Source organism: Streptococcus chenjunshii, assembly GCF_003086355.1.
Taxonomy (GTDB): Bacteria; Bacillota; Bacilli; order Lactobacillales; family Streptococcaceae; genus Streptococcus; species Streptococcus chenjunshii.
Window position 1 is genome coordinate 1,473,461 of the sequence record NZ_CP031733.1, and the last position, 12,620, is coordinate 1,486,080.

Here is a 12,620-nt window from a genome sequence, read left to right on the forward strand (position 1 = left end):
CCAAACAAACCTTGTTTTTCTGCAAATCTTTTATTTATCTGGAAGAATCTGGTACAAAAGAACGCCTAAAAGTGTCGAAAAAGCGACACCTGTAATTTGCAGTCCCTTAATCTGCAGCATCAAGCCGCCGATACCGGATACTAAGATAACACTGGCAATTAAAAGATTCTTTTTATTGTCAAAATCAACCTTATTTTCAATCAAAATTTTCAGACCGCTGGATGCAATGACTCCGAATAAGGCAATGGAAATACCGCCAATAACCGGTGCCGGAATAGACGACAGCAAAGCGGAAACCTTGCCGATAAAACTCATTATTACAGCAATGAAGGCTGCACCGGCAATGACATAAACTGAATAAATCTTATTTAAGGCCATAACGCCAATATTCTCACCATAAGAGGTCACTGGCGGAGCACCGAAAACACCGGCGATTATCTGAGCCAGTCCGTCACCGGTCAATGTCCGGTCTAAGCCGGGATCCTTAAAGAAATCACGGCCGGTCAGACTGTTGAGCACCATCACATGACCGAAGTGTTCGGTCATTGTAACAAAGGCAATCGGAGCCATTGTTAAAACAGCACTGGGATAAAATTTAAAGGAATAATCTAAAAAGAGAATATCAAAATCAGGCACTGAAAACCATGAACTGCTGACAACATCTGAAAAATCAATAATATTTTGTTTGGTCAGAAGACCAATAACCAAAGCAAAAAGGTAGCCTACAATCAATCCCAGCAAAACAGGAATGATACCGATAATTTTCTTACCGTAAATATTGAAGAGAATCACGGCCAATAAGGTAACCATGCCTATCAGCAAATAAGTAAAATTATAACTGCCGTCTTTCAGCATGACATCGTTAACCGCCGTAGTAGCAAGGCTTAAACCGATAACCATAATAATCGGACCAACAACAACCGGAGGCAGAATTTTATCAATCCAGGCATTGCCGGCAAAACGTACAGCCAAGGCAACCAGCAGATAAACCAGACCTCCGGCTATAGCACCCTGCGCAACTGCAGCAATGCCGCCGGTTTTCATAAGAGTCTGCATTGTTGCAATGTAGGCAAAGCTCGACCCCATGTAAGCCGGAATTTTGTACTGAGTGACCGATAAATGCGCCAGAGTCCCCAAGCCACTGGAAAATAAAGCAATAGCAGGATCGATGCCAACCAGAATCGGCACTAAAACTGTCGCACCAAACATCGCAAACAGGTGCTGAAAGGACAGGCCTATCAGCAAGCCGGAAGCCGGTCTCTCATGTACGTCATATTTTACATTATTCACTTATCCATACCGTCCTTTTTTCATTTTAATTTGGCGCCGCCAGGCTGACACAATCCTTGCCATCATGTTCAAGCACTTCAACAATAATTTCTTCGTCAGCGCTGGTAGGAATATTTTTTCCCACATAATCTGCCCGGATAGGCAGTTCACGATGGCCTCGGTCCACCAAAACGGCGAGGCTGACGCGGGACGGACGGCCTCGGGAGACAAGATTGTCGATAGCCGCTCTGATCGTACGGCCGGTATAAAGAACATCATCAACCAAAATAATGTCTCTGCCGTTAATATCAACCGGCAGTGAACTGGTATCCTCATTTACCTTGATATCATCACGAAAAGGTTTAGTATCCAGTTCAGCAAGAGGAACATCCAGTCCCTCAAGCTGCTGCAGGCGATCCTGAATACGCCGGGCGATAAAAACACCCCGCGTTTTTATTCCTGCCAGGACAATCTTATCAAGCTTTTTATTGCGCTCAATAATTTCATAAGTAATCCGGGTGATGGCACGCTTCATCGTCACATCATCAACAATTTCTTTTGTTTTCATATACAGCCTTTCTAAAAAATCAGCAAAGACTCGGCAGATAAAGGCAGGCAGTTTTTTTATTTCCGTACAGCCTGAGCCATAACTCTCCAGCGCCATTTTAAGCCAAATCTTCCATAAATACAGAAAAAAATCTCCCTGAACGCAAGGAGATTTCACAAAACAGAGGCACAGTCAAAACGGCACACCTTACCCTATTTTCTGCGATTGTCCTTGCCTGCCTCACAGGACAGTATTAAAGGATTTATATTCTTTTTCATATTATATCAAAATTTAGACAATTTTCAAGTCTTGGCACAGCACTGCTAAAAAACATTCTTAAAACGTCTCCCTGTACCATTTATATATTGACACATAATAGCACTGATTAAACGCAGGAATCAAAACCTATTTTTGTGTTCTCCAATAAAAGCCCGCAGCTTGAAGTCAGACATTTCTTCCATTCTCTTACAATTCTGCTTTTCGCAGCTGCTCAAGTCTTTCCTGAAAAATCTGCGGCGGCGAAACAGAAAATTCCATCAGCTTACCGCTTCTTGGGTGGGTAAAACCAAGCGTTTGAGCATGGAGAAACTGTCCTTCCCCTTGCAGCGTTTTACGCGGACCGTAGAGAGGATCGCCAGCTAAAGGATGGCCGATATAGGCCATATGCACACGGATCTGATGAGTCCTGCCAGTTTCTAAAGTGAGTTCTAAGAACGTATAGCTGCTAAACCGTTCTAAAACATGGAAGTGTGTAAGTGCAGGCTTGCCTTGAGCTGTGACAGCCTGTTTTTTACGGTCTTTTTTACTGCGGCCGATGGGCGCTTCAATCAGACCAAAATCATCAGGTACATTTCCGTGAACGATAGCCACATACCGCCGCAAGGATTTCTTGGCCTTCAGTTCAGCGGCTAGCGCCTGATGGGCCAAATCATTCTTAGCCACCATCAAAAGTCCTGACGTATCCTTATCCAGACGGTGGACAATTCCGGGACGTATGACACCGTTGATCGTAGAGAGATCCTTGATATGATAGAGCAAGGCGTTCACCAGCGTACCGCTTGTATGACCGGCTGCGGGGTGGACAACCATCCCCTGTACCTTATTGACAACTGCAAGATCTGCATCTTCATAAACAATATCCAAAGGAAGATTTTGGGGAGCGTATTCCAGCATTTCCGCCTGCGGTATTTGATAAGAAATTTTATCACCAGTCTGGACGGTATAACTTGCTTTTTTACTTTGACCGTTGACCGAAATCAGTCCTGTCTTTACAGCCTCTTTAATCTGGCTGCGCGATAAATCAGTCAAATCGGACAGCGTCTTATCCAAACGGCCGCCTCCCTCTTTAATTGTAATTTCCATTTTTTTCATCTTTCCATAACGCTATTATTAGTAAAAAAACACCAACTGTCAAATAGGAATCGGCCACGTTGAAAACAGCAAATTCAATAAACTCCAAGTTGATCATATCAACCACATAACCTAAACGTATGCGGTCAATAAAATTGCCCAGACCGCCGACAATAATCAAAAGCAAACCAGCAAGAAGCCAGAGATCTCCCTTAATATTACTCATCAGATAATAAAGAGCAAAGGCCAGAACAGCTACAGTGATAACAGCAAACAGCCAGCGCTGATTCTGCAAGATAGAAAAAGCAGCCCCATAGTTGCGCAGATAGGTCAAACTGAAGACCCCGGGCCAGAACGGTACGGTCTCGCCATGATTAAGATGCCTAACAATCCAGTATTTGCTCAGCTGATCCAGACACAAAAGGAAAAAGCCGCAAAGTATCAGTAATAGTTTTCGCATAAGGTCTCAGTTCTCCTAAGGCTTATATTTAGCAAAATAATCCTGCATAACAGTCACAAATTTCAAAGCGCAGCTTGTCAGATTTTTATCCCGCCGCTTAACATAAATCATTTTATTATCAAGATTATCCATTAAAGGAATGACAGTAATGCCATTGACACTCCGGCTGTCCAAAAAACCGGACCCTGTTGCATAAGCATCTGTACGCTCTAAAATACCATTTAAAGTAGCACGGTCAGTCACGTTAAACATCAGTGAACTTTCGGTTGTATCAACAAAATTTTCAGAATAATAGAGATACTCATCTTTTTCTTGCGTAAACCGAACTGTAGGCAGACCCGCCAAATCATCCATAGACAGGCTTGTTTTTGCTGCCAGAGGATGATCCTTAGCTAAATAGATATGTGTTTTAAAAGGAATCAGCTCCACATACTCCAGACCCAGCTTTTCAATTCGCTGCAGAAGCCCTTTACGGTTTTGGTTGTTAATATAGATAATACCGATCTCGCTGTCTCCTTGAGCAACTTCATCTAAAATCTGAATCGTCGTTGATTCAAAAATACGAAAATTCTTATAATCAGGATAGGTTTTGGAAAACACAGTGATTAAAGGCGGCAGAAAATCGTAGTGCTGACTGGCAATAGAAAATTCATTATTTGCAGCATCCGGCTGAGAAAACTGCCTTTCAAAGCTGTCAAAACTCTTGACAACCTCCAGTGCTTTTTCATAAAAAGTCAAGCCCTGACTGGTGAGTACTGTCCCTGTCGTCGTTCGAGTGAAGATCTGAAACCCTAATTCTGTCTCTAAATCCCGAACAGCCACAGATAGGCTGGGCTGACTGACAAAAAGTTTGGCTGCAGCTTCGCGGAATGTCCCGCTGTTGGCAATTGCCACAACATACCTTAATTGCTGAATATTCATAATTCGACTTTCTCTTTTTATTGATTATCTCTATTATACAAAAAAATGAACATTAGGTATACTTTCAAAACGGACAGCAGTACGGAAGAACCAGCGGCTGACGGTGCATGCAGAAGACAAAAAACTCGCTTGATAATCCTTCATCAAGCGAGTTTCTAAGGTTAAATCATTACTTAGCAATTGGGTAAACAGATACTTGCTTTCTGTCACGGCCTTTGCGTTCAAAACGGACAACGCCTTCAACCTTAGCAAAAAGGGTATCGTCTCCACCGCGGCCTACATTAGCTCCCGGATGAATATGAGTGCCGCGCTGACGGTACAAAATTGAACCGCCCTTAACAGTTTGGCCGTCAGCAGCTTTAGCGCCTAGGCGTTTGCTTTCTGAATCACGGCCGTTTGATGTAGAACCGCCACCTTTTTTATGGGCAAAAAGTTGCAAATTGGCAAGATTCATTTTTAACATAATCGTATTCCTCTCTTTAAAACTAGTTTTCAAGCACTTTTAAAGTCACAAATTCTGCTGAATGTTCAGCTAAATTAGCTATTCCCAGAAAAAATGACTCAAATAAAAGCTGAACCTTCTCTTCTCTATCAGAACCAGGCGGAAGCGAGATTGCCATGTAGCCGCCTGTCCGCTCATTAATGTCGACATCTGCAGAGCATTCAGCCAGCAAATCAAGCGAATTGACAAAATTAAGTGCCAAGCTGCTGACAGATGCGCAGACAATATCAAAGCCGTATTCACCGCTCCCTGCATGTCCTTTCAGTTCTGCATGTTCTAAAAAACCGGACCGGTTGCGTGTAAAAGTTGCTTCAATCATAATACTTAAGCATTAATGGCTGTGATAAGAACTTTAGTGTATGGCTGACGGTGCCCCTGTTTGCGGTGGCTGCCTTTTTTAGGTTTGTATTTGAAAGTAACAACTTTCTTTTGCTTGCCTTGTTTTTCAACTTTACCGACAACAGTAGCTCCCTCAACGACAGGAGTTCCCACTTTAGTTGTTTCACCGCCGATAAGGACAACCTCATCAAAGGTTACTTCTGCTCCTGCCTCAAGATCAAGTTTTTCAACATAAACAGCTTGATCAACTTCAACTTTTACTTGCTTGCCGCCAGTTTTGATGATTGCATATGTGCTCATCATGCACCTCCTATAATTTTTTTTGAGGATAATCCTCTTTGTGAAGACTCGCCGCAATCGTGAGAATATCATTTCTGCTTAACTTAACGATTTCCGAGCGGTTGCACTGGACGTGCATACAGTCAACTTTTATATTATAGCATCAATACTTTTAAAAAACAAGGCTTAATCATCAGCAATCTTACTTTTTCTTTCTATTTCATCAGTTGAAAGTTCTAAAATGAAGTTAGCCACTTAGATGCAAAAAAACACCTCTATGTTACACTTGTAGTTGACGAAAACACAAGTAAAGGACATAGAGATGCAAGACCATTATACACCAACAGGCAAGCACTTGACAATAGCTGATCGCCGCTTGATTGAACGCTGGAAGCAAGAAGGGAAATCTAATCGTGAGATTGCAGGTCTCTTAGGCAAAGCTCCTCAAACGATAAACAACGAGATGAAACGTGGACTGGTCCTCCAACAGGTGCGTAAGGGGAAGTTTGAGAAGCTTTATAGGGCGGATAGAGCTCAGGAAGTGTATGAGATTAATCGAAAAAATAGCCGTAAAGCTGTTAGTCTCACGAAGAAAGTCAAGGAAACCATTGTCCACTACATCAAGCTGAAGTGGTCACCTGAGATGATTTCAAAACGTAAAGTCAACGTCCCACAATCCACCATATACTACTGGATGGACAAGGGGTACCTGGGGCTGACTAAGGCAGATAGGCTGTATCCAAGAAAAGGCAAATCCCCTAAGAAAACAGCCAGTCCTAATTTCATGCCTGTTGGAAAGTCGATTGAGGAGCGGCCTGAAGCGATCACTCAACGACTGGAGGCTGGGCATTATGAGATTGATACGGTTGTTCAGACACGGGCTAAAGCGCCTTGCTTTCTGACATTAACAGATCGAAAAACCAGGTATGAAATCATTCGTTACTTGCCCAGTAAGACAGCACAAGCCGTTAACGAAGCCTTGTCGAGCATTTTACAGGAATATCAGATCACGTCAATCACAGCTGATAATGGGGCAGAATTTGCTAGACTAAGCGAGATTTTTAGTGAAGAGAAGATCTACTATGCTCACCCTTATTGCTCTTGGGAAAGAGGCTCTAATGAGAATCACAACCGTCTTATTCGACGTTTCCTACCCAAGGGAAAAACAAGAGCGACCAGAAAACTGGCCACTCAGATTGAATGGTGGATAAACAATTATCCCAAACGAATATTAAACTACAAGACACCTAGAGAAATTGTATTCAGTGGCTAACTTCAACTTGAAATTTAGCCTATTTCATCAGTGATTGAATTTGGAAAAAAAGAGACGCAGTCGTAGGAAGCGCGAGCTGACGTACGAATGTGGCTGCTCTGTGAGTATAGCCCTCCCTTGAGTCTTTTGTGACTCGACGGTCAGGCTCCTATTTTTGCTGTGAGCTTGAACGCCCTTTGTATCTTATTGAATTGAACACGGGCTAAGCTCTTTGTATCTTATGTTTAATCCCACTGCAGGTTAACTAGGTCTGTCATTTCCCGGTAGGCATCGTCAACCTTGGCCTTCATTGTGTCATCCAGCTGATCGCGGTATCTGCCGCCTTCAATAAAATCTTCCAAAATGAGGATTCGGTAATTAAAGTACTCATAGCCTTCATTTCCGTATTCCCCTTTACCCCATGACCAAACGAGCGTCGGATGAGCCCTAGCTGTTTTAATGATCGTACGGCTGCCAGTTTTCTCGAAAGTAAGATCCATCAGCAGACCGCGTTCTGTCCAAACGTTCTCCATCCGCTCATAGGTCTGATTGGAAATAAAGTTTCCCATAGAATAGATAATAAATTTTTTATCACCGTCTTTCTCCACCGTCTCTGAAGGTTCGGCTACATGAGGGTGGCCGCCAAAAATCACATCTGCTCCCCAATCAATCATCTTATGATAAAGCTCGACCTGCTCATCGGTAGGTTCTAAGGCATACTCGATACCCATCTGCGGCATGACAATAGTTATATCTGCCTTTTTTTCCGCTTCTTTGATTTCTTCTTTCATCTGCTGTTCATCAAGGTCTGACAGATGAGCCAGGTATTCTGCTTCCGTCAGGTTGGCTTCCATGCCATTGTAGCCATAAGCGTAACCTAAAATAGCAATTTTTATACCTTTCACTTCCTTAATCAGAATATCTTCTTGAGAACGATTTTTCTTGTAAATACCGATGGTATCCAAGCCGAGAGCATTAAAAACCTCAACTGTGTTTAAAGCGCCGGCCAAGTTAGAATCCAAAATATGATTGTGGGCCAGATCGACAACATCATAGCCTACATCTTTCATACAGGTTGCGATTTCCGGCGGCGCATTAAACAGCGGGTAACCTCCCAGGGGGTAGTCGGGACAAATCGTCCCTTCATAATCGCCAATAGCCAAGTCAGCTTCTCCAATCCAATCCTTGACATATTCAAAATAGGGAGCGAAATCATAGCTGCCGTCTTCCTGTCTGGCGCTGGTATAAAGGATATCGTGCAGCAAAATGTCACCGTTGGCTACTACACGGACGGTGCTTTTTTCTGTCTTTGTTTTTTCTTTCCTGACTGCGAGACCTCCCAGCATATCAAAGGCCAAAGCCAGCACTAAACAGGAGCATATAATCAGCAGGCAGGTAAGACTGGTTTTACGGTAAATAATCCTAAACTTTTTCATAAGAGCCTCCTTACTTGTATTATAACACTCTAGGAGACTTTTTAACTAAATTTTTTAAAAATAAAAGCAGGCAAAGGTTGTTGCTGTACCTCGCTGCTTCGCTTTTATAATCTGGTTTTTAACCAATAATTTTATGATAGTCTTCAACAGCTGCCAAATCAGCCCCTTCATATTGTTTTTTTAATAAAGAAGGGATAATCGGCGGATTGGCCAAAACCTGCAGAAAGACAAAAAGCAGTTCTTCTGCAGTCTGAAAACAATGGTTAGGAGCAATATACCGATAATTATGGGCAGTCTGTTTGAAGGCAAAAATAATCATTTTATTTTCAAAAGCCCGCCTTAGAGCTGAGGGAACCTCACGGCCGTGATTGATGTCCAAATAAAAATCGCAGGCCAGATAAAGCTGATTGAGTCTCTCCTGATCCACACGAGGATAAAGGCGGATATTGGCATATTTCTTATAAGCTAATAGTTTGCTGGACATTGCTGTTGGAGCAGCAATGTGAAAGTCAACCTCAGGCAGATTTGTTACCAGCGCTGTCAAATCCTGTATCTGATCAGAATGCGTCAAAATCAAAGCCTGACTGCGCCCCTGATTTTCCCGTTTAAAAGGATAGAGGAAGCCTAGATAGTCCGTGCGGCGAACTTCTGTTTCAGTCAGGAGTTTTTGCAGATTTTTATAGGCTGCCTTATGCTGTACCGCAATTTTTGTCCGGCGGCGGCTGCCTTGCTGAAGAAGCTGCCTCATATTGGCCGGAACAGCTGCCTCAATATTTTTCTGCCAGAAAAGAATATCTTCTCCCGGCTGCGAAAGCGACTGAATGACTGAGAAAGCGGGACCCAACGAATTGTAAAAAACGCGATCCAGATTAAACTGGGCTGCTTTAAAATAAAACGTCAAAAATTCCAGCTTATTTTTAAATATATAAACCTGCTGCCTGTAGTTTAAAATCAAATGACCTGTAATATAATTTTCAAGCAGCACTTCTTGATTGTTTCTGTCAAAATAGGAACGTAAAACAGGCTGCCCAGATGCATTATAACTAATCTGCGAGTAACGAAAGCCGACACGGTTATAGCAGTCCGTCAGCCGGCGCTCTTTCTTATCATCCAGCCAGTCAACTTCCTTGATAAAACGCTGATTATCTGTCTGTAAAAATCGGATACGACCGCGCTGCCGGCCTAAATCCCAAATACTGGCCTGACTGCGGTCTGTTCTGATTTCCCAATAAGGAGGCAGCGGCAGTTCACTGAAATAAAGAGGCCGGCCGGATACAGCCGCAAAATCTGTAAAAAACAGATAAGGAGATGTCACATCATAGGGCAAAAAACCGTCATCATTGAGCGCGATACTGGGCTGCTTATAGCCTGAAACCAGCAGAGAATAATGGAGATCCCAGCTGTTCTGATCATAACTGTCAAATAAATTAATCATGCTTCTGTCACCTCCTCAAGCAGATTCTGCCACTTACGAGCAATTCGCTCTGTCAGAAAATCTTCCGCCTTGCGGTAAGAGAACTCAGACATAAGTTCCAGACGTCCTGATTGAAAAATGTCAACAATTTTCTGGCTAAAAGCATGGCTGAGCAAGCCATCATTAAAATCCGAAATGGAGAGGAGAAAGCCATTTTCACCATCTTCAATAAAGGTCTGGTTGCCGTAAGGAACATCAAAACCAATCAGTGCTAAGCCTGATCCCAGAGCTTCCATAAGCGACAAACCAAAGCCTTCACTTCTTGAAGCGGTGACATAGACTTGATAGTTTTGATAAATTTCCTCCACATTCTGATGGCCGCACAGATGAATAAAATCAGCTGCCTGATTTTCCTCGATAAGCTGCAGAAGCCTCGACTCTTCGCTGCCTTGACCGTAAATATCAAGACTTAATTCCGGCAGAGATTTTTTAGCTTGAACCACCGCTTCAATCAAAATCTCCAGCTGCTTTTCGGGAACCAAACGTGAAGCAGTAATCAGCGAAAAAGGCTTCCTTGGCCTGTCAGGTCTTCTGAGGCGGTCAATACTGCCAACAGGGAGACTGATAAGCTGCGGTTTATAGGGAGTGAAGCGTTGAAATTGTTCTGCCAAAACCGTTTTTTGCCTCTCTGTCGCCAGCAGAAAAACATCAATTTCATCTGCATGGGAAAATGGGTATTCATAATGATTATTCCAAAGTACAGCCGCATCTCTGCCTGCCTCTTTAACAAAGTGCTCCGCATGAACGGCAACAGCCAGTTTAGCAGGCTTGACATATGGCAAAACAGCCGAACCTATTCCAAGAGACCGGTCTAAGATTACCATATCGTGTCTGCTCAAAGCAAGAGACCGAATAAAATGTGCAATAAACTCTTCCTTTGAATAGCAGATTTGATTGCTGAGACGAAAGATTGATTCCCCGCCATCAATCAGCTCATCATAAGCCAGACTGCCATCATCATTAAAAAAGCGGCGCTGATAAAGATAAGCCTTATTGTCTTTAGGAGCATAGTACTCTGTAAACATTCTGGTATAGGAGAAAAAGTCTTTCCGAATCAGCTTGCCTTGCGAAACATATTCAACACGGTGGACAATATCTGTCCCTTCTTCCTTTAAATAGGCTGTCAAAAAAACATCTTCTTCTTCGTAAAAAAAGCGTACAGACTTGCCGCTGCTCAGTTTTTGACTCAATTTCCCATGAAAAAGCGCCTGCAGATCGGACAGAGTAAAGGTTGTCGGAGCCAGTTTCTGATCGGTAAAAAAAGTATAAAGCCAGATAATTTCGTCATTTGTAAAACCAAGATTAGCCGCCAAATCAGCAATATTGTGCTGCCAGATAAAATCCAAAAAAATAAATTTATGATCCCAGTTTAGTTGCCCCAACAGCTGATTGCGGTATGCCTGCGCATATTCAACTCCAGAATTGGCCCAAGCGAGCCCAAAATTAATACTGTAAACAGTCATAGAGACTCCTTCTCTTTCCTTTAGGGCTGTTCATTTCAAGACAGCCGCCCAGCAAACTCTCCCTTAAAATTCAGTTTTTATCAAAACATTCAGTCTCATAGCAGACTGTCTAACAACTCATCTATTTCGTCATTTTCAGACTGAGAACTAATTGATGATATCACCAAACCGGATAAAGCCCGTTCAATCAGGCCCTCAACATCCAACCGTTTTTCATACTGTTCCACATTCTTAATTTTGGGATGCGTTTTGGGACGGTCTGGTGCAAAAACGGTACAGCAGTCTTCAAAGGGTTGGATAGAGAGATTGAAAGTATCAATTTTCTGTGCCATTTCAATAATTTCAAGCTTATCCATTGTGACAAGAGGGCGGATAACCGGTGTCGAAGTAACAGCATTAATGGCTTGCATCGATTCCAAAGTTTGGCTGGCAACCTGACCGAGACTTTCCCCTGTGATAATAACCTGTCCGGAACGCTCCTGCCGGATACGGTCAGTAATCCTCAGCATGAAGCGCCGCGTAAGAGTCATGAGATAAGCTTCCGGTACTTTTTCTTTGATTTCTTCTTGAATTTCAGTAAAAGGAACCTCAATAAACTGGATACTGCCGCCAAATTTTGTTAATTTACGCGCCAAATCCTGTGCTTTTTTTAAAGCTCCGGGGCTGGTATAAGGCGGGCTGGCAAAATGGACAGCCTCAATGGCAACACCGCGTTTGAGCGCCAAATAGCCAGCAACCGGCGAATCAATTCCTCCGGACAGCATCAGCATCCCTTTTCCAGAAGTTCCTACGGGAAGCCCTCCCGCTCCTTTAATGTTTTCATAAGACAGATAAGCGGCTTCTTCACGAATTTCAATTGTTAAATTGATATCGGGATTCTTCATCTGTGCTTGAATATCAGGGATAGCAGCAAAAACAGCAGCTCCCATAATCTGGTTCAGCTCCCTGCTGTCCAGTTCAAAACTGTGATCGCTCCTCTTACTTGTAATTTTAAACGTCATGCCTTTTTGATAAATAGACAGCATGAGTTCCTGAACATTTTTCTTAAGAAGCTCAACGTCTTTTTCTGCCTTATAAACCGGTGAAAAGGCCTGAATCCCAAAGATTTCTTTCAAAGACTCTGCGACCGGCAGATAATCACAGCCATTGAGATAAACATGTGCCCGATCACGGTCAGCTGTTACCCTGATTTCCGGAAAAACGGACAAAACATGTTTGATATTGTTTTTTAACCGATTGATAAAATACATACGGTTTTTTCCCTTAGTTGACAGTTCGCCGTAGCGGATCATAATTTCTGAATAGTGCATGATTACATTGCTAAAATC

At 42.8% G+C, this 12,620-nt stretch carries 13 protein-coding genes and 1 other annotated feature; of the genes, 1 reads left to right on the plus strand and 12 read right to left on the minus strand.

What is annotated here, in order from left to right; genetic code table 11:
* Positions 1-30: 30 nt before the first annotated feature.
* The 8 genes from DDV21_RS07115 to rplU all read right to left on the minus strand — a co-directional run bounded on the left by DDV21_RS07115 (position 31) and on the right by rplU (position 5,688).
* Positions 31-1,290 (minus strand): uracil-xanthine permease family protein, encoded by a 1,260-nt coding sequence (locus DDV21_RS07115; protein ID WP_116879064.1) that lies wholly within the window; start codon positions 1,288-1,290, stop codon positions 31-33.
* Positions 1,291-1,315: 25 nt separating this feature from the next.
* The gene (gene pyrR, locus DDV21_RS07120) at positions 1,316-1,837 is read right to left on the minus strand and encodes a bifunctional pyr operon transcriptional regulator/uracil phosphoribosyltransferase PyrR (protein WP_116879070.1); all 522 of its coding nucleotides are present in this window, start codon (positions 1,835-1,837) and stop codon (positions 1,316-1,318) included.
* A 444-nt stretch (positions 1,838-2,281) separates the two neighbouring features.
* The gene (locus tag DDV21_RS07125) at positions 2,282-3,178 is read right to left on the minus strand and encodes an RluA family pseudouridine synthase (protein ID WP_116879071.1); all 897 of its coding nucleotides are present in this window, start codon (positions 3,176-3,178) and stop codon (positions 2,282-2,284) included.
* Complete coding sequence (gene lspA, locus DDV21_RS07130) at positions 3,162-3,626, minus strand: signal peptidase II (RefSeq protein ID WP_116879065.1); 465 nt, start codon at positions 3,624-3,626, stop codon at positions 3,162-3,164. Before lspA ends, DDV21_RS07125 begins: the two co-directional genes overlap by 17 nt.
* Positions 3,627-3,641: 15 nt before the next feature.
* Positions 3,642-4,547 (minus strand): LysR family transcriptional regulator, encoded by a 906-nt coding sequence (locus DDV21_RS07135; protein WP_116879066.1) that lies wholly within the window; start codon positions 4,545-4,547, stop codon positions 3,642-3,644.
* A 169-nt stretch (positions 4,548-4,716) separates the two neighbouring features.
* Positions 4,717-5,010, minus strand: coding sequence for a 50S ribosomal protein L27 (rpmA, locus tag DDV21_RS07140; RefSeq protein ID WP_116879067.1), 294 nt, complete (start codon positions 5,008-5,010; stop codon positions 4,717-4,719).
* 22 nt (positions 5,011-5,032) lie between these two features.
* A complete protein-coding gene (locus tag DDV21_RS07145) occupies positions 5,033-5,368 on the minus strand; it encodes a ribosomal-processing cysteine protease Prp (RefSeq protein ID WP_116879068.1) in 336 nt (111 codons plus the stop codon).
* A gap of 5 nt (positions 5,369-5,373) precedes the next feature.
* Entirely contained in the window at positions 5,374-5,688 is a 315-nt protein-coding gene (rplU, locus tag DDV21_RS07150) for a 50S ribosomal protein L21 (RefSeq protein ID WP_116879069.1), read from the minus strand.
* Between the two features lie 34 nt (positions 5,689-5,722).
* Positions 5,723-5,801 (minus strand) — a sequence feature (ribosomal protein L21 leader region).
* 188 nt (positions 5,802-5,989) lie between these two features.
* Here rplU and DDV21_RS07155 point away from each other — a divergent pair.
* Positions 5,990-6,940, plus strand: a complete 951-nt coding sequence (locus tag DDV21_RS07155) for an IS30 family transposase (protein ID WP_116879182.1) — start codon at positions 5,990-5,992, stop codon at positions 6,938-6,940.
* A gap of 224 nt (positions 6,941-7,164) precedes the next feature.
* Here the strand turns inward: DDV21_RS07155 and DDV21_RS07160 are convergent, their stop codons facing one another.
* From DDV21_RS07160 to thiI, 4 genes are all read right to left on the minus strand, one after another.
* Entirely contained in the window at positions 7,165-8,355 is a 1,191-nt protein-coding gene (locus DDV21_RS07160; RefSeq protein WP_116878768.1) for a CapA family protein, read from the minus strand.
* A 118-nt stretch (positions 8,356-8,473) separates the two neighbouring features.
* The gene (gene gtfB, locus DDV21_RS07165) at positions 8,474-9,790 is read right to left on the minus strand and encodes an accessory Sec system glycosylation chaperone GtfB (protein ID WP_116878767.1); all 1,317 of its coding nucleotides are present in this window, start codon (positions 9,788-9,790) and stop codon (positions 8,474-8,476) included.
* Positions 9,787-11,292 carry an accessory Sec system glycosyltransferase GtfA gene (gene gtfA, locus DDV21_RS07170; protein WP_116878766.1) on the minus strand — a complete coding sequence of 502 codons (1,506 nt, stop codon included), beginning with the start codon at positions 11,290-11,292 and terminating at the stop codon, positions 9,787-9,789. The genes gtfB and gtfA overlap by 4 nt, the downstream gene beginning before the upstream one ends.
* A gap of 95 nt (positions 11,293-11,387) precedes the next feature.
* Positions 11,388-12,602, minus strand: coding sequence for a tRNA uracil 4-sulfurtransferase ThiI (thiI, locus tag DDV21_RS07175; protein WP_116878765.1), 1,215 nt, complete (start codon positions 12,600-12,602; stop codon positions 11,388-11,390).
* Positions 12,603-12,620 lie beyond the last annotated feature (18 nt).

Coding starts and splice junctions, on each gene's coding strand:
- rpmA (WP_116879067.1), bottom strand. CDS start 5,010: ATGTTAAAAATGAATCTTGCCAATTTGCAACTTTTTGCCCATAAAAAA.
- gtfB (WP_116878767.1), bottom strand. CDS start 9,790: ATGATTAATTTATTTGACAGTTATGATCAGAACAGCTGGGATCTCCAT.
- DDV21_RS07160 (WP_116878768.1), bottom strand. CDS start 8,355: ATGAAAAAGTTTAGGATTATTTACCGTAAAACCAGTCTTACCTGCCTG.
- pyrR (WP_116879070.1), bottom strand. CDS start 1,837: ATGAAAACAAAAGAAATTGTTGATGATGTGACGATGAAGCGTGCCATC.
- thiI (WP_116878765.1), bottom strand. CDS start 12,602: ATGCACTATTCAGAAATTATGATCCGCTACGGCGAACTGTCAACTAAG.
- DDV21_RS07155 (WP_116879182.1), top strand. CDS start 5,990: ATGCAAGACCATTATACACCAACAGGCAAGCACTTGACAATAGCTGAT.
- DDV21_RS07145 (WP_116879068.1), bottom strand. CDS start 5,368: ATGATTGAAGCAACTTTTACACGCAACCGGTCCGGTTTTTTAGAACAT.
- DDV21_RS07125 (WP_116879071.1), bottom strand. CDS start 3,178: ATGGAAATTACAATTAAAGAGGGAGGCGGCCGTTTGGATAAGACGCTG.
- gtfA (WP_116878766.1), bottom strand. CDS start 11,292: ATGACTGTTTACAGTATTAATTTTGGGCTCGCTTGGGCCAATTCTGGA.
- lspA (WP_116879065.1), bottom strand. CDS start 3,626: ATGCGAAAACTATTACTGATACTTTGCGGCTTTTTCCTTTTGTGTCTG.
- DDV21_RS07135 (WP_116879066.1), bottom strand. CDS start 4,547: ATGAATATTCAGCAATTAAGGTATGTTGTGGCAATTGCCAACAGCGGG.
- rplU (WP_116879069.1), bottom strand. CDS start 5,688: ATGAGCACATATGCAATCATCAAAACTGGCGGCAAGCAAGTAAAAGTT.